Here is a 24,224-nt window from a genome sequence, read left to right as displayed (position 1 = left end):
AAAACCTGACACCGCGCAAGGCAGTTGTCAGGTTCGGGGGGCTGTGGAGCGCTGACTGAAACGCCCGCTCACTCGCCTGAAATACAGTGTGTAGCGGCCTTGCGGATGTCGCCCGGTCGAACCGGCACATTCGACATGCTTTCGTAGACCTTGATGCTGCTACCACCGGAGCGTTCTTCGATATCAATGACCGCAGTAGGATTAGACGTCAGCTTTTGCGGGACGATGATTCGAAATCCTTCCTTGTGCGGTTCTATCTGTGGTGCCCTGCGCGTGTTGGACAGTTGCTGCACCAGGCATTGAGCGTAAGCATCAGGCTTCTTGCCAGAAATCACACTCATGGTGGGAAGAGTCTGCTCAATATCCGTGACGGATGCACAACCACCCAAAGCCAGCACCACCGCTAGTACGCCCCACTTCATATACATTCTCCGTTAAAGACCCTACGACAGCAGAAATTCAGGATTTCTCCCTGGGCATAGTGAATAAATACTCAATAGTGGCGGATTATCCACGTTTTACGTCAAACTCACCTGCATCACGGCATAATACTCGGCTTTAGCCCCCTGACTGGACTAAAGCACATGCTATCGTGCTGATTTTTAAGCAGATTCCCATTCTGGAGCCCAAATGAAATTTATTCACCAGCGTGAGCACCTCAACGAGGATGACATTGTAGTCATCGAGTGCTCCCAACCTTGCAACATCCGCCTGATGAGCGATGCGCACTTTCGCAGCTTCAAGAACGGTGGGCGCCACTCCTACCACGGCGGCGCGTTCAAAGATTTTCCGGCCAGAATCACTGCACCGAGCACCGGTTTCTGGAACATCACCATTGACACCGTCACCAGCCGGGCAATCAGCGTAACCCGCAAGCCGAGCTTCCAGCCGACCATTAAAATCGTGCGTCGCTCCAGCTCCAAACTTCGCTAAACCAAGGCAGGAATTACCGTGCAAACCACCAAGTACGTCATCAAGTACAAACTCAATGGCGAACGCCGCTTCGAGTTTGCCCAGCTTCAGACTGGCTCGGAAACTGAAGCCCGCGAAGCACTTGAGAAGATCCACAGCGATGCCGACGATGTCATCACCGATATCAAGGCAAGCAAGGCGCTCTAAAGTCCATGGACTTGTTTGCCGAGCAGGACCTGCAACAGCCCGCCCGTGTCGAGCGCATCAGCGACCAGGCGTTTGTGCTTCGCGGGTTTGCCCTGCCCGCAATCAAAGAGCTGCTGACGGCCATCGATTCAGTCTTGCTCCAATCACCCTTGCGCCAGATGCAGACACCTGGCGGTTTTACCATGTCCGCCCGTTTGAGCAGTTGCGGTGATTTGGGATGGACGACTGATCGCGATGGTTACCGCTACAGCCCTGTCGACCCCCTGAACGCCTGTCCTTGGCCGGACATGCCGGGTGTCTTCCTGGCACTGGCCGAGGCTGCAGCCAACACTGCAGGTTTCGAGGACTTCGTACCCGATGCCTGCCTTATCAACGCCTATGCCCCGGGCGCCAGGATGTCGCTGCATCAGGACAAGAACGAGCGCTCGTTCAGTGCGCCCATCGTGTCGATTTCCTTGGGGCTGCCAGCAATTTTTCAGTTCGGCGGGTTTGAGCGAAGCGACCCGAGCCAGCGTATTTCTCTGTTCCACGGCGACATCATGGTGTGGGGAGGTGTCGATCGATTGCGCTTTCACGGCGTGATGCCCATCAAACCCGGACACCATTCGTTATTGGGTGAACAGCGGATCAATATCACCCTGCGCCAGGCTGGCTAAGCCGCTTTTCAGACCCCGCAGTCCTCCCCTTGCCGCAGGACCTTATAAAGCGCTGTATATATTTTTATATAGCGGATATCTTTCCAGCGCCCAAAACAATTTGATAACCATGGGCTGCCCCCCGTCTCTAATGGAGTTTTGTCATGAATGTTCGTGCCCGCCCCTTTATTCCCACAGCGCTGGCAGCATTGATCGGGTGCCTTGCATACACCTCTGTACAGGCGGATGAGGTGCAGGTTGCAGTGGCCGCCAATTTCACGGCGCCGATCCAGGCCATTGCCAGGGATTTTGAGAAAGACACCGGGCACACATTGATTGCAGCTTACGGCGCCACCGGACAGTTCTATACCCAGATCAAAAATGGTGCGCCATTCGAGGTGTTTTTAGCCGCCGATGACACCACGCCAGAGAAGCTTGAAAAAGAAGGCGATATCGTCCCCGGCTCGCGCTTTACCTATGCGATTGGCACCCTGGCACTGTGGTCGGCCAAAGAGGGTTACATTGATGGCACTGACAAAGCATTGTTGGCCAATCAGTTCAAACACTTGTCCATCGCCAACCCGAAGGCTGCGCCCTACGGGCTGGCGGCCACTCAGGTACTGGCCAAGTTAGGGCTGACGGATAAAGTCAAAACCAAGATCGTTGAAGGCCAGAACATCACCCAGGCTTATCAGTTTGTTTCCACGGGTAATGCCGAACTGGGTTTTGTAGCCTTGTCGCAGATCTACAAAGACGGCAAAGTCAGCAGCGGCTCTGCCTGGATAGTCCCCGAGGTGATGCATGACCCGATCCGGCAGGATGCGGTTATCCTCAAAAAAGGCGAGAACAACCCTGCCGCCAAGGCCCTGGCTGACTACCTGAAAAGTCCCAAAGCCACTGCCATCATCCAATCCTACGGTTACCATCTCTAAATGCCGCTCACGAGTGCTGACTTTGCTGCGATCTGGCTGACCCTGCAACTGGCGTCATTGACCACTGTTATCTTGCTGATTGTCGGCACTCCCATCGCACTGTGGCTGGCGCATACCCGGTCACGGTTGCGTGGCCCCATCGGGGCGATCGTGGCACTGCCTCTGGTGTTGCCGCCCACCGTCATTGGCTTTTACCTGCTGCTGACGATGGGGCCCCACGGCTACATCGGGCAATTCACCCAATTCCTGGGGCTCGGCACCCTGACCTTCAGTTTTGCCGGACTGGTGATTGGCTCGGTGATTTACTCCATGCCTTTTGTCGTACAGCCTTTGCAGAACGCATTCACGGCCATTGGCCCAAGGCCGCTTGAAGTGGCTGCCACCCTGCGGGCAAATCGGTGGGATACCTTTTTCACCGTTATCTTGCCCCTGGCCAGGCCCGGTTTTATCACCGCCGCGATTTTGGGCTTTGCCCATACCGTCGGTGAGTTTGGTGTGGTGCTGATGATTGGCGGCAACATCCCGGAAAAAACCCGGGTGGTCTCGGTGCAGATCTACGACCACGTCGAGGCGCTGGAATACGCACAGGCACACTGGCTGGCGGGCGCAATGGTGGTGTTTTCTTTCCTGGTGCTACTGGCGCTGTATTCAAGCCGCAAATCTCAAACCGGCTGGAGCTGAAAATGTCCTCGATCAACCTTCGGCTGCAGCACAGTTATCCCGGTTTTGCCCTGGACCTGGACCTGCAACTGCCAGGCAAGGGTGTGACCGCGCTCTATGGTCATTCCGGCTCGGGCAAAACCACCTGCCTGCGCTGTATTGCCGGGCTTGAGCGTGCCAGCAACGCCTATGTGCAGATCAACGATGAAGTCTGGCAAGACAGCCAGACAGGTTTCTTTGCCCCGGTGCACAAGCGGGCGCTGGGATATATCTTTCAAGAAGCAAGCCTGTTTCCCCATCTCTCTGTGCGGGCCAACCTGGAGTTCGGGCTGCGCCGCATTGCGCTCAAGGAACAACGGGTTGATATGGCTCACGCCACACAGTTGCTGGGAATCAGCCACCTGCTGGAGCGCGCACCGAACAATCTGTCAGGAGGTGAACGTCAACGGGTGGGCATCGCCCGGGCGCTGCTGACAAGTCCAAGGCTGCTGCTGATGGACGAGCCCCTGGCCGCGCTGGACAGCCAGCGCAAGGGTGAAATCATGCCCTATCTGGAGCGTTTGCACGCCGAACTGGATATCCCGGTACTGTACGTCAGCCACTCCCAGGATGAAGTTGCGCGCCTGGCGGACCACATTGTGCTGCTCAGTGAGGGCAAGGTACTTGCCAGCGGCCCGATTGGCGAAACCCTGGCCAGGCTGGATCTGCCCCTCGCACGGGGGGATGACGCCGGAGTAGTGATTGAAGGCAAGGTCCGTGATTACAACCACCCCTATCAACTGCTGACCCTGCAATTGCCCGGCAGCACCGAGCAGTTGAGAGTCGCCCATGCCTCAATGGCCATCGGCCAGACGTTACGCGTCAAGGTCCAGGCACGGGACATCAGCCTGAGCCTGAGCCCTGGCGAGCACAGCAGCATCCTCAATAGCCTGCGTGTGACTGTCGTGGGCGAAACCCCAGCTGACAATCAGGCCCATGTCCTGGTACGCCTTGATGCCGGCGGTACAGCCTTGCTGGCACGGATAACCCGTTACTCACGGGACCAGCTCGGGCTGTGTGTCGGGCAGTCGCTTTGGGCACAGATCAAATCGGTAGCGGTACTGGCCTAGATCATTTGCCGACGGCGATTCATGAGGCAGCGAATGGTCGCAATCATAAGGCCAAGCATCAGGCCCATCATCACTCCCAGTACCACTATCAGTGCCTTTTTGGGCTTGATCGGATCAAGCGGAGCCTGGGCCTTGCGATCAACACTCACCAGACCCAGGTTGCTCATGTCAGTGTGCAGATTCTCAAGGCGGTAGACTTCGGCCCGTAAAGGTTCGATATCCTTGAGAAACACATCTTCATTTGAGCGTTTACCGAGCAACTCGACCTCGCGATTAACCTCAAGCAGTTGCATATCTTTACGAACCTGCGAAACGCGCAAGTCCGTAAAATCGTCCGTTGTTCGCTTGAGTAACACGGCACGCTCTGCCTCCAGGGCATCGGAGCCCATGAAGTACTGCGGAATACCCTGGGACGTGATTTCAGTACGTACCAGCCTGGAAGACGCCCCCTGTGCTGCATCAGCCATTGCCGCGGGCGTGGTCGGATGTTTGATGCCCAGTGTCTTTGCGATGGAAATCGCTTCATTCAGCTGATTGATGCGCGCATCTCGCTGAATTTTGAGCTGCATGCGCAAGGCGCTCAATTCATCACCCAAGGTTGCCCGCTTCAGTTTGTCCGACTCGACTAACGCAGCGATTTTTCCTTCTTTTTGAACGTGATAGCTTGAACGGGCAGAATTGATTTTTGTTTCCAGCTCCCCAAGCCGATTACTAATAATAATCTTGAGATCAGCACTGATTTGCTGTCGCTGAATATTAATTGCGTACTCAACAAAACCGTTAAGAATCTCAACACCATTGAGAGTTTCCGGGTAAATAAGCTCCATTTTTATAAACGGACTCAATTCGCTTGCCTTGTTCGGATCAGGTCGGCTCACCGTCATTGCGTCACGGCTGAATGCTTCAAAACTCTGTTCAAGGGTGTTCCCTTGCTTTTCCAGCGGCTTGAAAAAGTCCTGATGGGATTTGAAGTAATTCAGCCGGTTTTCATAGGACTCGAGCGCCGCGCCAACTTTAAGCAAGGCGTCTGCAGCTGGCAGTGTGTAGATCCCGGAACGGTTGAGGGCATCAAGTTCATTAACGGCTGCAGGACGCAACACACTACTGGTTCGATAGACGTGTTGCGTTAATGAAACATAGCCAAAGGCTAGAGCCCCAACTATTGCCATGGTTGAACCAATTAACTTTTTTTGCTGCCAAAACGAGTGAAGCAAATCAAAGAAATCTATCTCGGTGTTAATGTCTTTAAGTTGCAGATCCTGACGGAGGCTGAAGTAAATCCACCTTGTTTTTTAGCGTTGTCAACTGGCTGCCGGGTGTGCACGCACACAGAAAAAGTCCGTGCTTTACAGGTTGTCTCAAGGAGAAATTCGCACTCATTGCAAATGAGTGCTTATAGAACGACAAAAATGACAGACCACAAAGCAATATCCGAGTTTCATGTTAAATTTAAGATTGTTCTTAATCTTTTATAAGAATGATCTTACATATTTTATAAAAAACAGTTGGATTGTCTTACGATGCCTTCGCAAAATACCCATTTCACGAAGGCATACCCGCGTGGTCTGTGTAATTATTGCCACCACAAAAAAGCACGCTTACGTGTGGGGTAATAATCAGGATGGATATTTTTCAGGCAATGCGCGTGTTCGTGCGCGTCGTCGAAACGGGCAGCTTCACCGCTGCGGCGCAGGTATTGGGATATTCCACTGCGCAAACCTCGCGCTTGCTGTCTGAACTGGAGTCTTCGCTGCAAGCCCGGCTGTTGCAGCGCAGCACGCGACGCCTGGCACTGACCGAGGTAGGGGCACGCTACCTGGAGCGCTGCCGAATGATCCTGGGGGAAATCGAAGACGCCAATGCTGAAGCGGCTGGGGCGCACCTGATACCCCGCGGGCATTTACGGGTGCAATCCACCACAGGGCTTGGCATCCAGTTGCTGGCACCTCTGGTGGCCCGCTACACAGAGCTCTATCCGCAGGTCAATGTCGACCTGACGCTGTCCCAACGCCAGCCGGACTTGCTCGAAGAAGGCCATGACGTTGTGATTACGCTGTCTGCCAACTTGCCGGACTCGGAGCTGATCGGCCAACCCCTGGGCAGTATATTCAGTGTCATCAGTGCCGCGCCCTCCTACCTGAAGGGACGGGAAGTTCCGAAAACCCCGGACGATCTGCACGAGCACCGCTGCCTGCACCTGGTTGACCCCCTGTTTACCGACAGCTGGACCTTTCGCGATGCTGAGGGCGAGCAAGTCATCCGCCCCGGCAACATCTTTCAGGTGAACGTCGCCGAGGCAATGGCCCAAGCGGCCGAGGCCGGGCTTGGCGTGTGCCTGCTGCCCGACTACGTGGCCGTCAGTTCTTATCAGCGCGGTTCTTTGGTACGCCTGCTGCCGCAGTATCGGCTGCACGAAAAAAGCATCTACGCGCTCTACCCTTCCCGGCGGTTTCTGGATGCCAAGGTCAAAACCTGGGTCGAGTTTCTCAAGCAGGAAATACCGAAAGTGCTTGAAGGGCACCAGGCCATCGTCGATGACCCGGAGCATTGGGCTTAAATCGATTGAAGCGCTGTACGCAGTTGCTCACGCAGGGAAATGGCGGTGCGATCAAACTCCAGCGGCGTGACCGAAACCCCGCCCTGCGTCACGACCTGGGTCTCAGTGTCAACCGCTTCAGGGTGCTGATGGCGAGTGATACTGAGCCAGTAATACCTGGCCTCACGAAAATCGGTTCGCTCTATCGCGTCCACCCCATCCATGCGGCCGGCACCCTGGCAAGTGATTTGTATCGGCCCGGCTTCATCCGCCGGAACGTCCGGGAAATTGATGTTCAGGCACGCCGATTGCTCCCAGCCCTTGCCCAGCAACTGCCGGATCACACCAGGGGCCAAGGCGCGAGCGGTGTCCCAGCGTACAAAACTGCGACGGGTGAAGTACTGGCTCAAGGCTATGGACGGAACACCCATCAGCAAACCGGTCATCGCGGCCCCAACGGTGCCGGAGAACAGCGTTTCTACCCCCAGATTGGCGCCTTTGTTGATACCTGAGAGCAACAGCTTCGGTGGTTTGTCCATCAACTGCTGCAAGGCCATTGCGACACAGTCCGCAGGTGTCCCGGATACCGAAAAGCGCCGTTCACCGCGCTTTGTCACGCGCAACGGGTGATGAATGCTGATGGCCGTGGAAATACCGCTTTGGTCATGATCCGGTGCGACCACCCAGACTTCGTCCGCCAACTCGCGGGCCACTTCCTCCAGCACTGCAAGGCCCGGAGCGTCGATACCGTCATCGTTGGTGATCAGGATTCGTTCGAGTCGAGCGTCTGGCATGGGTAAATTCCTTTTGTGGGTTGGCGGCAAGCCCGGGCAACGCGATCGACTCCCGACTTGCCGCCTGCAGCTTAGATCCCCTGCAAGGCCAGATCCATTGCAAAGTAAGTCAGGATCATGTCAGCACCGGCGCGCTTGATCGAACCCAGGCTTTCGCGCACCACACGTGCTTCGTCGATGGCACCCGCCTGAGCGCCGAACTTGATCATCGCGTACTCACCGCTGACCTGATACGCCGCCAAAGGAAGATGCGAGGCCTGGCGGATATCGCGAATGATGTCGAGGTAAGCACCGGCAGGCTTGACCATCAGCACGTCTGCGCCCTCTTGCTCGTCCAGCAGGGACTCGCGAATCGCTTCACGGCGGTTCATCGGGTTCATCTGGTACGACTTGCGATCGCCGGTAAGGGCGCTGCCGCCCGCCTCACGGAACGGGCCGTAGAGTGCCGAGGCGAACTTGGTGGAGTACGCCATGATCGAGGTATCGATAAAGCCGGCACCATCCAGAGCGCTGCGGATAGCCTGCACCTGGCCGTCCATTGCGGCCGATGGCGAGATAAAGTCCGCGCCGGCAGCGGCAGCCGCTACAGCTTGTTTACCGAGGTTGATCAGGGTCGCGTCATTGTCGACACCGTGGTCGTGCATCACGCCGCAATGACCATGGGAGGTGTACTCGCAGAAGCAGGTGTCACTCATGACGATCATGTCCGGCGCAGCATCCTTGCTGATGCGCACCATGCGCGACACCAGCCCGTCTTCACGCATTGCATCGCTGCCAGTGGCATCCAGATGGTGAGACACACCGAACAGCATCACCGACTTGATGCCCGCACGGGCATAACGCTCGATTTCACCGGCCAGTTTCGACTCAGGAATACGCATTACGCCAGGCATGCTGGTGATGGGCACGAAGTCGTCGATCTCTTCTTCGACGAAAATCGGCAGCACCAGGTCGTTCAGGCTGAATTCGGTTTCCTGGAACATGTCGCGAAGGGTCTGGGAGCGGCGCAGGCGGCGCGGACGAACGGCGGGGAACTGGTTAGGCATCATGGTTCCTGATGGGCAGATTCAAAAAACAGACGAGCCTTGGCTCAATGGCGGAACAAATACAGGATTGATCCCGCAATTGCAAAACATCCGCCCTACGTGCGGCCGGTTGTCGCGGGGTGTGTTTACTGGGGAACGGAGCCTAATTACAGCGGTGCTTCAGGTAAAACCCATTGCCTGCATCGCGAGCAAGCCCGCTCCCACAGTTGCCCTGTCAGATTACAACACGGACCTGTGGGAGCCAGGCTTGCCCGCGATGGCATCACCGCCGGTTGAACATTTCGGAAAAAAGCGTAGTATCGCCCCCATGATTCTTGAACAACTCAAAGCCCTGGGTAATGACACTCGCATGCAAATGATGGAGTGGCTCAAAGACCCGCTCCGCAATTTCCCGCCTCAGGATCACGGCGATCCCGCGATTGGCGTGTGCGTGACCCATTTGCAGCACAAGGCCGGGCTGTCCCCTTCTACGGCGTCAGCGCACCTGGCCATTTTGCAACGTGCAGGTTTTGTCCTGACTACGCGCATTGGCAAGTGGACGTACTATCGACGCAATGAACAGGCGATCGATGACTTTGCAGCTAGGCTGAAAATCGAGTTGTAATTTTTACCTATACATTTCGTTATTTCGCGCAATGTAAAAACATGAGGAAATCCCATGAGCACTAAAACCATCTTCGTCCAACCTGGCGGCGGTTATCACAATGTAGTCGTTGGCAGCAGCGAAGTCAGTGCGCCGGCCCGTGGTGAAATCACTGTAGGTTTACGCGCCAACTCATTGAACTATCACGATTTTGCAGTAGTAAGCGGTATGTGGGGACCCAGCGAAAAGCGCATTCCCATGGCCGATGGTGCAGGTGAAGTGATTGCGGTGGGCGCCGATGTCAGCGAGTTCAAGGTCGGCGATTCGGTGGTCAGCACCTTTTTCCCGGAATGGATCGCCGGCACCCCGCTGGTTGAAGGTTTCGTTACCGTACCCGGCGATGGCATCGACGGTTATGCCCGCGAGCAAGTGACCGCCAAAGCTACATCGTTCACCCTGGCACCCACCGGCTGGAGCCACGCCGAGGCGTCGACCCTGACCACCGCAGGCCTGACTGCGTGGCGCGCGTTGATGGCCGATGACTCCCTCAAGCCGGGTGACACGGTGCTGATTCAAGGCACGGGTGGCGTTTCGATTTTCGCCCTGCAATTCGCCAAAATGGCCGGTGCCACGGTGATCGCCACCTCCTCCAGCGACGAGAAACTGGAGCGCCTGAAAGCCATGGGCGCAGACCATGTCATCAACTACCGCAAAGACCCGCTCTGGGGCGAGACAGCCCTGGCCCTGACCGGTGGCCGCGGTGTCGACCACATCATTGAAGTTGGCGGCCCTGCGACCCTTGAGCAGTCGATGATCGCCATTCGGGTTGGCGGGCATATCTCGATCATTGGCATCCTCAGCGGTGTCAGCGGCGCGATGAACTTTGTACCGATGCTGATCAAGCAAGTTCGCCTGCAAGGGGTACTCGTCGGCAGCCGCAGCCAGCAGCAAGACATGGTTCGTGCGATCAATGCCAACGGCATGCACCCGGTGATTGATCGTCACTTCCCTCTGACCGACATGGTCGAGGCGTTCAAGTACCAGGAAACCAACCAGCATTTCGGCAAGATCATTCTGGATATTTAACCGCCCCTTGACCGGTGGCGCATTGACAGTGCGCCATCGGCTTCTCTAGATTCAGGCTTTTGCCCAAAGAGCCTAGCCCGATGAGCCTTGAATCCGTACGCGCCTTTTTTCACGCCAACGCCCCCGACCTGCACATCATCGAATTGACCACGAGCACGGCGACGGTCGCACTGGCTGCCGAAGCCCATGGCGTTGAGCCCGGTCAAATTGCTAAAACCCTGGCCTTTCGAGTCGGCGAACGCAATGTTTTGCTGGTGGCACGGGGTGATGCACGCATCGACAACAAGAAAATGAAAGACGCCCTGGGCAGCAAAGCCAAAATGCTGGACGCCGAAACGGTCGTCGCACTCACCAGCCACCCTGTGGGGGGCGTCTGCCCTTTCGGGCTGGCGACTGAATTGCCCGTTTACTGCGACATTTCCCTGCAAAGCTTCACTGAAGTCATGCCCGCGGCCGGGGCCACTCACACTGCCGTAAAGATTTGCCCGTCGCGCATGGCCGACCTGGTCAACGCGCAGTGGGTTGACGTCTGCCAGCCTCTCCCTGCCGCTTAAAACACAGGTGAAATGCTCTAGCGCGGGCCTTTCAGCGGTGTTAATTGTTCGACAATGTAGAAAATACAGTTGCGATCGATTATCATCCGCTACTCGCGCAGCACCCTCTAACGCCATTTCAAAAACATTAAAACGTCGCAGGGTGCTGTTTTAAGGGAATAACCTGAGGCGCTCATGCACCGCTTTACTTTCAGCAAATCATTGATTTGCGCAACATTGGGGATCGTCAGCCTGCCGGCTTTCGCGGCATTGCAACCAGAGTCAGAGGCTGCCCTGGCGGGCGAAACGCAAAGAACCTGCCATTTCAACAAAGACACCAGCACCGATTGCACCACGACCTACCGTTACACCATCCTCACCAACAATGGCCGAGAGATGCTGTCACGTATCGACTTCAGTTTCCCTGAAACGGATCAACTGGAAATCATCAACGCTCAATCCACACAATCCGGGGCCAAGCCGGTGGCCCTGGCTCAATCCCAAATCGACACGCGCATGGCGCCTAACCCGGACAAAGGTTTCCTGCGGGCCAGCCAGACCTCGATTGCTTTCCCGAACCTGCGCATTGGTACCGAGCTCTCCTACACCGTACGCGAGCATACGGTGGGCAAGCCGCTGATGGACCACTTCCATTACCTCATGACGTTTGGCCCGTCCCCTGCCCGCTCGGATGGCTTTAAAAGCACGTTTACCGCCGAGCAGCCGATTGTGTGGCGCAGCGAGATGATGGAAGACTTCACGTTCACCCCGTCTGCCGACAACAAGACCCTCGTGATCGAGCAGAAAAAACCCCGCTTCGTGAATTACATCAATGAGGCCGGCAACGCCTACATCCGCCAGATGCCCCGGGTTGAAATCGGCAGTTCCAGCCAGGTACAGGATCACTTTGGCAACCTCGCCAAACGCTACAACGAAATCGTGACTGCCGGGCTGCCTGCGAGCGCCGCCAAGACCGTTTCAGGGCTCAAGGGGCTACCGCCCGCCCAACAAGTATCCGGGCTGATGCAATACATCCATGATCAATACCGCTACATGGGCGACTGGCGCGCCACTGATCGCGGTTACGTGCCGTTCACCCTGGGCGAGATCGAAGACCGTGGCTACGGCGACTGCAAGGACCTTTCGGTACTGCTGACCGCCATGTTGAAAGCCAGCGGCATCACCGCCCAAACAGCCTGGGTCAGCCGGGGCAGCAACCCGCTGGGCCTGTTGTTGCCTGGTACCAGTTCAGCCAATCACGCCATCGTGCGGGCTGAAGTCAATGGCCAGGTCTGGTGGCTTGATCCGACCAACCCCGTGTTCTTGCCGGGCCGCAGCATGCCTGACATCCAGAATCGCTGGGCGCTGGTCATCGATGCCGATGGCAAGGTGCGCCAGGATTACATCCCTGAAGAGCAACCGAGCCTGAGCATGGACGTGAAGAAGTTTGAGCACTTCAATCGCGATGGCCAGGCTCGCACCACCGCTGAAGTCGAAATGGGGCAGATGACGCTGATGCAACTCAGCTACGCCGACACTGATTCGGGGGTCAGTGCTACCGACCTGAACCTGTGCAACCACTTTGGCAAAGAGATCACTGACTGCAAGATCAGTCGGGATAAAACCGGCTTTGTGGTGCCCGAGCGTTACACGGTACACGCCACCCTGACCAACCTTCGTGCACTGGAGAACCTGTCCGGGCAGCAGATCTACAAGCCGGCATTCATGAGTGAGCGCTGGGACAGCTTGATGAACTATCGCCGCACCGGGCAACTGGCTGACCTGTACATGGCCGATCCAGAGAAACTGACCTACGACATCACCCTTTCGGGCGCCAAGGTCGGCAAGGAAATCAAGTCCTGCAAGGTGAACTCACCGTGGTTTGATATGGAACTGAGCAGCAAACGCAGCAAGGATAAATACCGCTACCAGTACTCCATCACGCAAAAACACAGCTGGTTGAGTCATGACGAAATCATGAGCGCGCCGTTCGAAGCCATGCTCCAGCAGGCCCGTGCCTGCAACGAAAACATGCAACAAGTGGTGCAACTCAGTACCAGAGGCTGATACCTGCCAGCCTGGTCCTTCAAGCAGCCTGGCCCCATTGCGGGGCCAGGCTTTTTTTTGCGGGTGTTACGCGATGGCGGTGTCTACCAGCACTTGAGCTTCCTCAACCAGGCGGTTCAGGTGCTCGTCGCCGATAAAGCTCTCGGCGTAGATTTTGTAGATGTCTTCAGTGCCCGAAGGACGTGCAGCGAACCAGCCGTTTTCGGTCATGACCTTGAGCCCGCCGATTGCCTGATTGTTGCCCGGGGCATGGCTGAGAATCCGGGTAATGTCTTCACCGGCAAGGCGCGTGGATTTGACTTGATCAGGTGACAATTTGCCCAGCAGCGCTTTTTGCTGCGGGGTTGCCTTGGCATCGACCCGGGTCGAGAACGGAAGACCGAGGTCTTCGGTCATTTTCTGGTACAGCTGGGACGGATCGCGACCTGTACGAGCCGTCATCTCTGCGGCCAATAGCGACGGAATCAGGCCATCCTTGTCAGTGGACCAGACGCTGCCGTCCAGGCGCAAGAACGAGGCACCGGCACTTTCTTCGCCGCCAAAGCCCAGCGAGCCTTCGAACAGGCCATCGGCAAACCACTTGAAGCCCACCGGCACTTCATACAAGCGGCGATCCAGGCGTGCAGCTACGCGGTCAATCAGGCCACTGCTGACCACGGTCTTGCCCACCGCAGCATCAGCGCGCCATTGCGGGCGATTCTGGAACAGGTAGTCGATGGACACCGCCAGATAGTTGTTCGGCGCCAACAGGCCGCCTGATGGCGTGACAATGCCGTGGCGGTCGTGATCAGGGTCACAGGCGAAGGCCACGTCGAAACGCTCTTTAAGCCCGATCAGACCTTGCATGGCATAGCTGGAGGACGGGTCCATGCGGATCCGGCCATCCCAGTCCACGCACATGAAGCGGAAAGTCGGATCGACCGTGGTGTTCACCACTTCCAGATTCAAGCCGTAGTGTTCGCCGATCGCGGACCAGTAATGCACACCTGCGCCACCCAGGGGATCAACGCCCAGGCGCAAGTTGGCGCCGCGAAGGATGTCCATGTCGATCACGTTTTTCAGATCGGCAACATAGGTGTTCAGGTAGTCATGGCGATGCGTCGTGCTGGCTTTGAGCGCCTGCTCGTAACTGATGCGCTTGACCCCGGCCAATCTGGCCGCGAGCAGTTCGTTGGCCTTGGCTTCAATCCATTTGGTGACATCGGTATCGGCCGGGCCACCGTTAGGCGGGTTGTACTTGAAACCACCGCTTTCTGGCGGGTTGTGCGACGGGGTAATCACTACGCCATCTGCCAGGCCGGTGGTGCGGCCACGGTTGTAGCAGATAATTGCGTGAGAAATGGCCGGAGTCGGCGTGTACTCATCGTCAGCGGCGATCATGGTTTCGACGCCATTGGCCGCAAACACTTCCAGGGCACTGGCGCCCGCTGGAGTCGACAGCGCGTGAGTGTCGATACCGACAAACAACGGACCATTGATGCCCTTCATCTGACGGTAGAGGCATATGGCCTGGCTAATGGCCAATACATGCCACTCATTGAAGCTCAGCTCGAACGAACTGCCACGGTGTCCGGATGTACCAAAGGCGACACGCTGGGTGGCGATCGATGCATCGGGTTGACCGGTGTAATAAGCGGTCACCAGTCGCGGTATGTCGACCAGCAATTGAGCTGGGGCCGGTTTGCCCGCAAGAGGACTGAGTGTCATGCAAAACCTCGGGAAATTAATGATTCGGAGGAAAAAAGGCAGTTTACTGGCAGTTCGACATTGGCGCGAAGTAATCTATCCACACCAAGGGGTCTGTTTTGCACTTTAATGCACTATTGGTTGTCTGAGCTTGATCCAGACACCTTGTTTAACTCTTCTGGATGTACATTTCAGCTCTGAATTAAGGAAAGCACCATGAAACCACTGGTGATCAGCGCAGCCGTATTACTCTCCCTGAGTACGCTGTGCAGTGTGGCCAACGCAGCCAAACTGGAAGACGTCGCCCCCTACCCTAAAGCCGAACCGGGTTTTAGCCGCCAGGTCATTAATCTGCCAAAACAGAAAAATGAAGACGACTACAAGGTTCAGATCATTGCGGGCAAGACATTACAGGTCGACTGCAACCAGCAGCGCCTGGGCGGCAAGCTGGAAGAAAAAACCCTCAAGGGCTGGGGCTATCCGATGTATCGCCTGAACAAGGTCACCGGCCCCATGAGCACGATGATGGCCTGCCCCGAAGGCAAGGCACATCCCGAGTTTGTTCCGGTGGTCGGTGATGGCTTCATGCTGCGCTACAACAGCAAACTGCCTATCGTGGTCTACGTCCCCAAGGACATCGAAGTGCGTTACCGGATCTGGTCTGCGTCCAAGCAGATCAAGCAGGCCGTGAGCGAATAAGTGTCATTGCGGGAGCGGGCTTGCCCGCTCCCGCCTTGATTGAAGGTTATTGCAACCCTACCCGATACAGCACGCCATCATCCTCGTCGGTCAGTACATACACATAGCCGTCCGGACCTTGGCGAACATCGCGGATACGTGCCTTCAGATCTCCCAGCAACCGCTCTTCATGCACCACCTTGCCATCTCTCAGCTGCAGCCGGATCAGGTCTTTGTCTGCAAGTGCGCCAATAAACAGGTTGTGCTGCCAGGGCTTGAAGCGGTCTGAATCGTAGAAGGCCATACCGCTAATGCCGGGGGATTTCTCCCAGACATGATGGGGCCCCACAGTACCTTCGACGGTTTTGCCCTGTGCTTCGGAGATAGGTTTCGACGAGTAGTCAATCCCGTGGGTAGCCAGCGGCCAGCCATAGTTTTTACCACGCTCGATCAGGTTGATTTCGTCTCCCCCTTTTGGGCCGTGCTCGTGAGTCCACAGGGTGCCGGTCCAGGGATTGAGGGCGGCGCCTTGCTGGTTACGATGGCCGTACGACCAGATTTCTGGCCTCACGTCCTTGTTGCCGACAAAAGGGTTGTCGTTGGGAACGCGCCCGTCAGGAAAAATACGCGCAATTTTGCCCTGCAGTTTGTCCAGGTCCTGGGATGTCGGACGCTGGTTGTTTTCCCCGAGGGCGATAAACAGATAGCCGTCCCGGTCGAACACCAGGCGCGAGCCAAAGTGATTACCGGTAGAGAGTTTTGGCTCCTGGCGGAAGATCACTTCAAAGTTGCTCAAGCGGGTCAAATCCTCCGATAAGCGCCCGCGGCCGACGGTGGTTCCTGCTTTACCGTCTTCACCGCCTTCTGCGTAAGACAAATACACCAGGCGATCTTCTGCAAAACTGGGCGACAGCACCACATCGAGCAAGCCGCCCTGCCCTTTGGCCCACACCTGCGGGACACCGGATACCGGTGCAGACAGCTTTCCATCAGGGCTCACAACGCGAAGATTTCCCGGCCGCTCGGTGACCAGCATGCCCTGTTTATCGGGCAGAAACGCCAATCCCCAAGGATGATCAAGCCCCTCGACGACCGGGGTTGCGGTGACAGTTCCAGACTCGGAAGTAAACGTCTTCTGCGCATCGGCATGGGCCGTGAACGCAATATTGAGTAGCGAAGCGGCGCACACAGTGGCCAGCAAGGTTTTTCTCAACATTAGCTATTCCTTGTTCTATTGAGGTTTGTCTCTGGGCTGTAACGACGGCACGGTGGGCTTGACGGTCGCTGGCGGTGTCTGGCTACGTGGATAACCATTACCGATCTTGCCGTTCTCGATTGAAGGGGTTCGCAGCGTGGGAGCTGTAGAGGGACCTGTTGCGCCTGGCACGGAAGCCCCCGTGCCTTGCCGGCTGTTTGGATTGATGCGGCGGATGACGTTGTTGGCAGGCGGCGTGTTGGCTGGCAAGGTGTTTTGCGCCATTAGCCCAGCATGGCCCGCAAGTGTTGGGCGGGCCCCAGGGTTCGAAAACGTTTGTGCCTGTGCCTGGAAGGCAAGTACGCCGCCCATCAATAGAAACAACAGACTGGATCTGACACCGTTCATCACGTCCTCCGCTTTTTGCACGACCGTGTAGCTTTGAGGGTCAAGCACGTCACAGGTTCGGTTTCAAAGATAACAAAACGTGTCAGGCATCGGTTTCAGGGCCAATCTCGATCACCGTTGACTCCCTCGCCTGCGCCAGGAGGGCTTCGCGGCACACTTGATAGCAATCCTCGATATGGCCATTGCCGACCAGTTTCATCACGCCAAAACTGATGGTTGCCGCCACCGCCTGCCCTACAAACGGGACAAAGCGAATCACTGACTTGGTTGCCACTTTTGCGCCCATCTTGCGCACCAGAGACATGACCAGCGTTCGGCTGATGAATTTGCCGATCACCTCACTGCCAATCCCGGTGACCGCTACCACAATCAGGCGCTTGGACCGTGAGTCCATCTGCTCGATCTGGTGGGGGGTCAAGCCGAATTTGCTGTTGATAGCCGGCAGCATTTCAACCAGCAATGCGACATCGGTACCGATATCGAGCCCGGGTATCGGGATTGCAGCCGCACCTGCAGAAACTGCCGAGCGCTTGGTGACCATGGACCGGCACTCGTCACGTATACGATCGAGCTCGGCTAATGACCTGATTAACATAGGATCCCCCGACAGATAAAAATAAAACCAGCGTAGTCTACTACGCCCTTCTGACCAGCAAGGCAGGCCTGTCTTCATGTAGAGGGGTAACAGCGAAGGAAATTCACAAAGGCGGGGATGTTTTTAGCCACTGACGGGGCCATCGTACAGAGAAGTAGCCTGTACTCTTGCGAAGTACAGGCCAGGCGCGGGTTACACGTCTTTTTTGACTTTGTCCCACTCAGCCTTGAGCTTGGAGACGAAGGATTCTTTTGGGGTTTCCTTGCAGGCAGTCACGACCAGAGGTGTGATTTTTGCGATACCGTCCACGTCCAGCACCGCATCTTCAACTTTGCCCTTCTTGTTGATGGCTTCACCCAGGCCGACAGCGGTCGGCTGGAAGCTTTCATCCACTGCCAGGAAATCCGCGCACGTCCATTTTGCGACGGGCTGTTTGGTTTCAGCCTGAGCCAGTGTTGACAGTGCAGCCAGACCCACAGCGCCCATTAACAGAATGTGCTTCTTCATATGCAAATATCCCTATTGTCAAAGATTCAATAACATGTGTTGTGCCGCAAAAAACATAGTATCGAATGATGTTTCTGTCAAAAATAACAGCAAAATCATCCTCTTTAAAACATCACTTTACCCCTTGAGCTCAAGTTAACCGAACAAACAAGAGGCACACTAACGCGAGCAGCGGCCAGTCTATAAATCCGCCATTCATGTACCGAACCGTTAAAACAGCCCCGATATAATCGACGCTGTTTTAACGTGCATTATTGAGAAAGAATGACCTTCATTGCCTTCTCTTTTGCCGCGTTCCCGAACACCTCATACGCCTGGAGAATGTCAGACAGCGCAAAGCGGTGAGTAATCAACTTCCCGGCATCGATTTTCCCGGACTGCACGGTTTTCATCAGCATGGGGGTGGTATTGGTATTAACCAGCCCGGTCGAGATGGTGACGTTCTGGATCCATAGCTTTTCCAGGTGCAGTTCAACGCTTTTTCCATGGACACCCACGTTGGCAATGCTACCCCCCGGTGCGATAACCGATTGGCAGGTATCGAAGGAGGCAGGAATACCCACTGCTTCGATCGCGACATCCACACCGACCCCGTGGGTCAGCTCGAAAATGCGTTCAACTGCGTTTTGGGTCGTGATATCGATCACATCCGTCGCGCCAAAGCGCTGTGCGACTTCAAGTCGATTGGTGTCGCCATCCACCATGATCAACTGGGCCGGAGAATAGAACTGCGCCGTCAGCAGCGCCGCCATGCCCACCGGTCCTGCACCGACGATGACCACGCTGTCACCCGGCTTGACCTTGCCGGCAAGCACGCCAATTTCGAACCCGGTTGGCAAGATGTCACTCAGCATCACCAACGCCTCCTCATCCGCACCTGCCGGCACCGGATAGAGGCTGTTGTCGGCATGGGGGATGCGCACATATTCGGCCTGCGTCCCGTCAATGGTGTGCCCCAGGATCCAGCCACCATCGGCGCAATGGGAGTACATCTGACGCCGACAGTTTGCACAGCTGCCACAGGAGGTGATGCAGGAAATCAGCACATGATCACCGGGCTTGAAGTTGCGAATGGCAGAGCCGACCGCTTCGACCACTCCCACCCCTTCATGACCCAGGACTGTCCCCTGGGTAACTTCAGGCACATCGCCCTTGAGAATGTGCAGGTCTGTGCCGCAGATGGTGGTGTGCAGGATTCGAACAATGGCGTCGGTCGGTTTGTCGATGACTGGTTGGGGGATATCGGCCCAGGCTTTTTTGCCAGGCCCCAGATAAGTGAGCGCTTTCATGATGGCCATCCTTTACCTGATCAAAAAATAATCAGCACTGCCACTCAGGTGCACCCCGAGTGGCAGCCCCTAAAATCATTGATGCAGTTAAGCAGCCTTTTTCGACAGCGCCCTTGCCGCAGGTCATAAAAAGCCTTTTTGGACTAACGGTGCGGATGAACCGTGAAAGACACCAGCCTCACCACAATCGGCCGCACCACCAGAATGCACAGGAACGCGACAGGCATTGCCAGTTGATAGGCATGCAGCACATTGCTTAGATAATCGTGCTCAATACCGGCGTTTGCCGCCGTAATCACCAACGACATCAGGAAGGCCATGATCGTCGACATGTAAAACGCGAAAACGTAGGGCGTAGCCCGTACAGAGAGTTTCAGACGTTTCGAAATCGGGGTTTCAGCAGTTACTTTTGATGTCATATGGGACCTTATCCAGCTTCATTTTCAGGAGTCATGCACCTTAACAAGATCAAAAACCGGCAACTAGACGCCTATCGACAGTTACTTTATAAATAAAAACTTACGAATAGCCTTTATGAGCCCCCCCACAGTGAATCTGCTAGCGGCAATTACCAGCTTTATCAAAGTGGTCGAAACCGGCTCCATCGCAGGCGCAGCCAAAAATCTTGGTCTTAGTGCAGCGGCCGTCAGCCAGACCATCAATCGGCTGGAAGAACATCTCGGCACACGCCTGCTGCAACGCACCACACGCAGCATGGCGCTCACCGAACAGGGAGCGACTTACTATGAAAGGGTGCGACATATCGCGTCCGACCTTGAGTCAGCGCACAGGGCCATCAGCACTGGAGAAACTGAACTTCAAGGGCGGCTTTGCATTGCGTCGACATCCGCATTCGGACGGCATGTGCTGGCCCCTCTGGTTGCGGGCTTTGCTAACCGTTACCCGCGTTTGACCCTGGAGCTGTGTACCACCGATGGCAAGATCAATCATATCCAGGACGGCATTGATCTGAGCCTGCGGATCAAGCCGCAACTGGAAGAAGGCATCGTTGCGCGCAAAATCGCTTCCGTTCCTTTCATCATCTGCGCCTCCCCGGCCTATCTGGCCCGAGCCGGTGCCCCCCGTACCCCCGAGGAACTCCAGCAGCATGCCTGCCTGGCCTTCCGCTACCCGCTGGACGGGCGCTTCCTGCGCTGGGGGTTTATCCGCGAAGGCCAGCACTACTACGCAGCGCTCAACGTCACCGCGATCAGTGATGATATCGATGCGCTGACTCAAATGGCGATTCACGGCGCAGGGATTGCGCGCCTTGCCGAGTTCCTGGCGGCCCCCTTTATCGAGTCAGGTCGACTGGTGACACTGCTTGAAAGTAGCCATGAATCAACCGAGTCCTGCGCAGAACCCCTGGATATTTATGCGTGTGTCCAGGATCGCGCCGCCATGACGCCAAAAGTCAAAGCGTTCCTGGACTATTTGACGGCACACATTGAACAACGCTGGACTAAAGACAGTTTTATTACTGTATGAATTTATTGTACGCACCAAAATAGCGCAGTATCTCTTTGGATTAACATGATAATTTAATACATCCAAAAAAACCTATAACAGTTAACTCTTTCACACATTCGTGTTCAGCAGATGAAAATACCAAAGTAAGGGGGCATTCTATTTTTTAATGTACTGTTAGACTTAGTTAAAAATGCCATTCAAGGAAGAAGCATATGAGCGCCACAACTAAACGAGGGTGGAAGTGGGCTTACCGCAAGCTGCGTGATCTGCACTGCACGCGCCCTTCTGCCTTTTACAGGGCCACCCTGTACGTTCTCCGCGGGAACACGGGTACATTTGTTTGTGAAGTGACACACAAAAAAATCCGCATTAGCCGCTAACGGCTTTCAGTCTCGTTGCGCGGCTCGCCTGCACATAAATCGCAGGCATTTTATATGCCTGTTGAAACCCAGAGGTCTCGCAAGCGCAATGGGGAAGCTCCCATCCTGTTGTTACGCGAGCAAGCCAGTACAATTGCCTGCATCTATTCCCCCCCTTGCCTACGGAGGGGGGTTGAAGTCACCTGTTGGCTATCCGGTTGATGAGCCATGCCTGAACGCAAGGCTCATCGAGCCCGTGCCCAAGAAGTCCAGATAATGCCAAAGAAGAAGCAACCCGCAGAGACCCCGGCCGTAACCGCAGCAGACATAGAACGCTCAATTCAGGCCCTGAACAAAATGGCTGAGCGCCTGTGGGGAGAGGATCGGGTAGCCGAGGCCAAAGCCCTGATCGATGCACTGGATGCTTTGAACCGTGCGCTGGACAGGATCAGGATTGGCGAAAGTCGCCGTGCGGTCACTCTTCACTGAGCACACCCGCAAGCCGTTCAGATAGCGCAGGCGCTGGCACCGTGTTTTTCAAGATAACGCTGCTGATCTTCATCTGCCTTTTGAAACTCGCCCAGTGCAAGAATCACCGTGGCCACCGGTTTTCCCAGCCGCCCGCTGGCATCCAGTTGCTGTATGGCGACCAGTGCTGACCGGGCTTGTTGATCGGAGTTGGAAAACAAGGCCGAACGGTACTTCACCCCGACATCCGCTCCCTGACGATCGAACGAAGTCGGATCATGCAATGTCCAGAACTGTTCGATCAGGCCACTGTAAGCAATCACCCCCGGATCGAAGTCAACTTGCACCACTTCAATCCACGCTGCCCCATCTATGGGCGAACGGGCAAAACCGACCCGGCTGTCGATCACGCCCGGCAATAAACGAAACGCGGCTTCAGCCCCCCAAAAACAGCCCGCACCAAAAGTAGCCTGCTCAACATTCACGTCTTCTTGAACATCAGTCATGGGCTGACCTCCTCTTTTTGCGGCAGCAGATGCGAGTGCAACTGCGCGATATGTTCAGGCCCGATACCACAGCACCCTCCAACAATACTGGCGCCTGCCACCACCCACGACCTGGACCAGTGCAGGTATGACTCAGGCCCCAGATCACTGCGAATCTCCAGCAAGGTGCTGTTTGCTTTTGCCTGCGTACTGACAGGAGGAAATGCATTGGCGTAAACCCCAAGCTCAACGGCTTGATCCACGCTGCCAATGACTTCCCGTGCGCTGGCGAGTGCCGCAGCCATCACTTCTGGCTGGCTGCAATTGAACAGCACTGCCCTCGCCCCCAGCTCGAGCGCTGCACGCACGGCATCGGCGACCGTCTCCGATGAGCGCAGTCGCGGTGGCTCGTCGGCCTCATCCAGGAGGGTAAACGCGACCCAGAGTGGCTTGGTTTCTGCGCCGAGCGCCTCCACGACAGCCCGTACTTCAGCGATGGAGCTTTGGGTTTCCGCCAACCAGACATCGACATGAGCCCGCAGACCGGCGATCAGCTCGCGATGAATAGCGACCGAACGTTGATGATCAAACAAATCCGGTCGATACGACCCCAGGGCTGGCGGTAAAGAACCGGCCACCGTGACCGGCTCGCTACTGCCGGATGCCGCCTCACGGGCTAGGCCTGCAGCCCGCTCGGCCAGGGCGCGTCCGTCCCTGGCAAAGCGCTCATCCCCGATATGAAAAGGCACCACCGCGTAGCTGTTGGTGGTGATGATTCGTGCACCGGCCTCAATGAACGCTTGATGGGCCTGGAGCACGAACTCGGGGGCCTCGATCAGCGCGAGCGCTGACCATTCAGGCTGGCGAAACGGCGCCCCGATCCGCTGCAGCTCACGCCCCATGCCGCCATCGAGTAAACGCAAGGATGGGTGGCTCATTGGATCGCACTCACTTTCGGCGCCGATGGGGCGAGCCACTGGTCGACGATGGCACCGTTGGCCTGGACCCACGCCTTGGCGGCGACATCTGCAGGCAGTTTTTCCTTTTCGATCTTCAGAATCAGGTCATTGAGTTGCGCAGGCTCGATCGCCACATTGCGCAGGAACTCGGCAATTTCAGGTGCGCGTTTCTGCAAGGATGAGGACGCCAGAACGTGAACCCTGGCATCCGGGAAGGCGCAGGTGATCTGACTCTTGTTCAGCCAGTCCGGGTCAACGGTCGGGCTGATGAATTTCCAGCAGCCATCGGCCTTGTACAGCGGGTCATCTTTTTTGTTGTCCTGGGCATAGCCGTCAAACGCGGGTTCATCCAGACGACGCAGGTCAAACGCCGAAAAGATCCAGTCCGGTGTATAGGCATAGAACACCACGCCACGCTGCGCCTTGTAAGCCGACGCCAACTTGGCGTAGGTCACCGATGCCTCCGTGGACACCGACTCGAATTTGTCGGCGAACCCGTAATCCTTGGCCTTGATCTGGCCGATGTAAGTCGACTCCCATCCGGCAGGCCCCACCAGCAACTCGGCCTTGCCGCCGCCCAGAGGCTCGAAGAGCTTGGCCACTTCCGGTTTTTTCAGGTCATAGACGGATTTGACCCCGTACTTGTCCTGCACATAGCCGGGAATATAAAAGCCCTGCACGGCCGCGTAGGGTTGAGTGTTCGGTACCAGGGACCGGGTGCCGCCTGTGACGTATTTCGCCCAGGCTGCCGACTGGTTGGGCAGCCAGATATCCGTCAGCACGTCCACCGAGCCATCGCCTTTGGACGCGGCACTGAACAGCACCGGGACATCCCCTGCCAGGTACGAAACATCGCCATCAAGACGGGTTTTGATCACTTCCCCCAGGATGTACTGAATGGCGATAGCGCCCGTCCAGTTTTGCTCGCCAATGACTATTTTGTCCTTGGCCTGGGCTGTGGCGGGAAGAATCAGGGAGGCCAGCAGTGCAGCAGCGCCCCAGTTTCGCAATACGTGTGTCTTCAC

At 56.3% G+C, this 24,224-nt stretch carries 28 protein-coding genes; 14 read left to right on the top strand and 14 right to left on the bottom strand.

The annotated features are described in order from the left end of the window. Positions 1–68 precede the first annotated feature (68 nt). Positions 69–422 carry a hypothetical protein gene (locus tag KO536_RS10455; RefSeq protein WP_133078068.1) on the bottom strand — a complete coding sequence of 118 codons (354 nt, stop codon included), beginning with the start codon at positions 420–422 and terminating at the stop codon, positions 69–71. Between the two features lie 208 nt (positions 423–630). Here KO536_RS10455 and KO536_RS10450 point away from each other — a divergent pair, with 208 nt between their 5' ends. From KO536_RS10450 to modC, 6 genes are all read left to right on the top strand, one after another. Then, on the top strand, positions 631–933 hold the full coding sequence (locus tag KO536_RS10450) for a DUF1883 domain-containing protein (RefSeq protein ID WP_003445729.1): 303 nt from the start codon (positions 631–633) through the stop codon (positions 931–933). An 18-nt stretch (positions 934–951) separates the two neighbouring features. Next, positions 952–1,119 (top strand): hypothetical protein, encoded by a 168-nt coding sequence (locus KO536_RS10445; protein WP_219261862.1) that lies wholly within the window; start codon positions 952–954, stop codon positions 1,117–1,119. Positions 1,120–1,124: 5 nt separating this feature from the next. Continuing rightward, positions 1,125–1,775, top strand: a complete 651-nt coding sequence (alkB, locus tag KO536_RS10440) for a DNA oxidative demethylase AlkB (RefSeq protein ID WP_219261861.1) — start codon at positions 1,125–1,127, stop codon at positions 1,773–1,775. Positions 1,776–1,918: 143 nt separating this feature from the next. After that, positions 1,919–2,686, top strand: a complete 768-nt coding sequence (gene modA, locus KO536_RS10435) for a molybdate ABC transporter substrate-binding protein (protein ID WP_133078066.1) — start codon at positions 1,919–1,921, stop codon at positions 2,684–2,686. After that, the gene (modB, locus tag KO536_RS10430) at positions 2,687–3,367 is read left to right on the top strand and encodes a molybdate ABC transporter permease subunit (protein WP_019822781.1); all 681 of its coding nucleotides are present in this window, start codon (positions 2,687–2,689) and stop codon (positions 3,365–3,367) included. 2 nt (positions 3,368–3,369) lie between these two features. After that, entirely contained in the window at positions 3,370–4,455 is a 1,086-nt protein-coding gene (gene modC, locus KO536_RS10425) for a molybdenum ABC transporter ATP-binding protein (protein ID WP_219261860.1), read from the top strand. On the opposite strand, the gene KO536_RS10420 is transcribed toward modC, so the two are convergent. After that, a complete protein-coding gene (locus tag KO536_RS10420; RefSeq protein WP_374105704.1) occupies positions 4,452–5,684 on the bottom strand; it encodes a GNVR domain-containing protein in 1,233 nt (410 codons plus the stop codon). The genes modC and KO536_RS10420 overlap by 4 nt on opposite strands. 392 nt (positions 5,685–6,076) lie before the next feature. Here KO536_RS10420 and KO536_RS10415 point away from each other — a divergent pair, with 392 nt between their 5' ends. Next, on the top strand, positions 6,077–7,012 hold the full coding sequence (locus KO536_RS10415) for a LysR family transcriptional regulator (RefSeq protein WP_133078064.1): 936 nt from the start codon (positions 6,077–6,079) through the stop codon (positions 7,010–7,012). Here KO536_RS10415 and surE read toward each other — a convergent pair. Next, positions 7,009–7,785 (bottom strand): 5'/3'-nucleotidase SurE, encoded by a 777-nt coding sequence (gene surE, locus KO536_RS10410; RefSeq protein ID WP_219261859.1) that lies wholly within the window; start codon positions 7,783–7,785, stop codon positions 7,009–7,011. The two genes, KO536_RS10415 and surE, sit on opposite strands and share 4 nt — an antisense overlap. A 71-nt stretch (positions 7,786–7,856) precedes the next feature. Beyond that, the gene (gene hemB / locus KO536_RS10405; RefSeq protein WP_133078062.1) at positions 7,857–8,831 is read right to left on the bottom strand and encodes a porphobilinogen synthase; all 975 of its coding nucleotides are present in this window, start codon (positions 8,829–8,831) and stop codon (positions 7,857–7,859) included. Positions 8,832–9,138: 307 nt separating this feature from the next. Between hemB and KO536_RS10400 the strand changes: the two genes are divergently transcribed. From KO536_RS10400 to KO536_RS10385, 4 genes are all read left to right on the top strand, one after another. Further along, positions 9,139–9,435, top strand: coding sequence for a helix-turn-helix transcriptional regulator (locus KO536_RS10400; RefSeq protein ID WP_133078106.1), 297 nt, complete (start codon positions 9,139–9,141; stop codon positions 9,433–9,435). 54 nt (positions 9,436–9,489) lie between these two features. Then, a complete protein-coding gene (locus KO536_RS10395; protein ID WP_219261858.1) occupies positions 9,490–10,500 on the top strand; it encodes an NAD(P)-dependent alcohol dehydrogenase in 1,011 nt (336 codons plus the stop codon). Between the two features lie 80 nt (positions 10,501–10,580). Then, positions 10,581–11,054: a YbaK/EbsC family protein gene (locus tag KO536_RS10390; RefSeq protein WP_219261857.1), complete on the top strand. Its 474-nt coding sequence runs from the start codon at positions 10,581–10,583 to the stop codon at positions 11,052–11,054. A gap of 174 nt (positions 11,055–11,228) precedes the next feature. Next, a complete protein-coding gene (locus KO536_RS10385; protein ID WP_219261856.1) occupies positions 11,229–13,100 on the top strand; it encodes a DUF3857 domain-containing transglutaminase family protein in 1,872 nt (623 codons plus the stop codon). A gap of 66 nt (positions 13,101–13,166) precedes the next feature. Here the strand turns inward: KO536_RS10385 and pgm are convergent, their stop codons facing one another. Continuing rightward, positions 13,167–14,807, bottom strand: coding sequence for a phosphoglucomutase (alpha-D-glucose-1,6-bisphosphate-dependent) (gene pgm / locus KO536_RS10380; RefSeq protein ID WP_219261855.1), 1,641 nt, complete (start codon positions 14,805–14,807; stop codon positions 13,167–13,169). 195 nt (positions 14,808–15,002) lie between these two features. On the opposite strand from pgm, the gene eco reads away from it, so the two are divergent. Beyond that, on the top strand, positions 15,003–15,485 hold the full coding sequence (gene eco, locus KO536_RS10375; protein WP_133078057.1) for a serine protease inhibitor ecotin: 483 nt from the start codon (positions 15,003–15,005) through the stop codon (positions 15,483–15,485). A gap of 46 nt (positions 15,486–15,531) precedes the next feature. Here eco and KO536_RS10370 read toward each other — a convergent pair whose 3' ends face one another. The 6 genes from KO536_RS10370 to KO536_RS10345 form a co-directional block, all read right to left on the bottom strand. Next, entirely contained in the window at positions 15,532–16,680 is a 1,149-nt protein-coding gene (locus KO536_RS10370; protein WP_219261854.1) for a PQQ-dependent sugar dehydrogenase, read from the bottom strand. 15 nt (positions 16,681–16,695) lie between these two features. After that, positions 16,696–17,067, bottom strand: coding sequence for a hypothetical protein (locus tag KO536_RS10365; RefSeq protein WP_257622879.1), 372 nt, complete (start codon positions 17,065–17,067; stop codon positions 16,696–16,698). An 82-nt stretch (positions 17,068–17,149) separates the two neighbouring features. Then, positions 17,150–17,608: a hypothetical protein gene (locus KO536_RS10360; RefSeq protein WP_257622878.1), complete on the bottom strand. Its 459-nt coding sequence runs from the start codon at positions 17,606–17,608 to the stop codon at positions 17,150–17,152. 246 nt (positions 17,609–17,854) lie between these two features. Beyond that, positions 17,855–18,169 carry an acid-activated periplasmic chaperone HdeA gene (gene hdeA, locus KO536_RS10355; RefSeq protein ID WP_133078054.1) on the bottom strand — a complete coding sequence of 105 codons (315 nt, stop codon included), beginning with the start codon at positions 18,167–18,169 and terminating at the stop codon, positions 17,855–17,857. 251 nt (positions 18,170–18,420) lie between these two features. Further along, positions 18,421–19,458 carry a zinc-dependent alcohol dehydrogenase family protein gene (locus tag KO536_RS10350; RefSeq protein WP_219261853.1) on the bottom strand — a complete coding sequence of 346 codons (1,038 nt, stop codon included), beginning with the start codon at positions 19,456–19,458 and terminating at the stop codon, positions 18,421–18,423. Between the two features lie 143 nt (positions 19,459–19,601). After that, positions 19,602–19,877 (bottom strand): DUF2798 domain-containing protein, encoded by a 276-nt coding sequence (locus tag KO536_RS10345; RefSeq protein ID WP_133078052.1) that lies wholly within the window; start codon positions 19,875–19,877, stop codon positions 19,602–19,604. 130 nt (positions 19,878–20,007) lie between these two features. Here KO536_RS10345 and KO536_RS10340 point away from each other — a divergent pair, with 130 nt between their 5' ends. Both KO536_RS10340 and KO536_RS10335 read left to right on the top strand, forming a co-directional pair. Beyond that, complete coding sequence (locus KO536_RS10340; protein WP_219261949.1) at positions 20,008–20,946, top strand: LysR family transcriptional regulator; 939 nt, start codon at positions 20,008–20,010, stop codon at positions 20,944–20,946. A 617-nt stretch (positions 20,947–21,563) separates the two neighbouring features. Continuing rightward, positions 21,564–21,776, top strand: a complete 213-nt coding sequence (locus KO536_RS10335) for a hypothetical protein (RefSeq protein WP_133078050.1) — start codon at positions 21,564–21,566, stop codon at positions 21,774–21,776. A 17-nt stretch (positions 21,777–21,793) separates the two neighbouring features. On the opposite strand, the gene msrA is transcribed toward KO536_RS10335, so the two are convergent. The 3 genes from msrA to KO536_RS10320 are packed head-to-tail and all read right to left on the bottom strand — an operon-like array spanning position 21,794 to position 24,224. Further along, positions 21,794–22,261, bottom strand: a complete 468-nt coding sequence (gene msrA, locus KO536_RS10330; protein ID WP_219261852.1) for a peptide-methionine (S)-S-oxide reductase MsrA — start codon at positions 22,259–22,261, stop codon at positions 21,794–21,796. Next, a complete protein-coding gene (locus KO536_RS10325; RefSeq protein ID WP_219261851.1) occupies positions 22,258–23,178 on the bottom strand; it encodes a homocysteine S-methyltransferase family protein in 921 nt (306 codons plus the stop codon). The genes msrA and KO536_RS10325 overlap by 4 nt, the downstream gene beginning before the upstream one ends. After that, entirely contained in the window at positions 23,175–24,224 is a 1,050-nt protein-coding gene (locus tag KO536_RS10320; RefSeq protein WP_326426914.1) for a glycine betaine ABC transporter substrate-binding protein, read from the bottom strand. Before KO536_RS10320 ends, KO536_RS10325 begins: the two co-directional genes overlap by 4 nt.

The organism is Pseudomonas sp. NKUCC02_KPG, from assembly GCF_019345465.1.
Classification (GTDB): Bacteria; Pseudomonadota; Gammaproteobacteria; order Pseudomonadales; family Pseudomonadaceae; genus Aquipseudomonas.
Note: the sequence above shows the minus strand (reverse complement) of the source record. Positions and strands in the feature narration are given on the sequence as shown.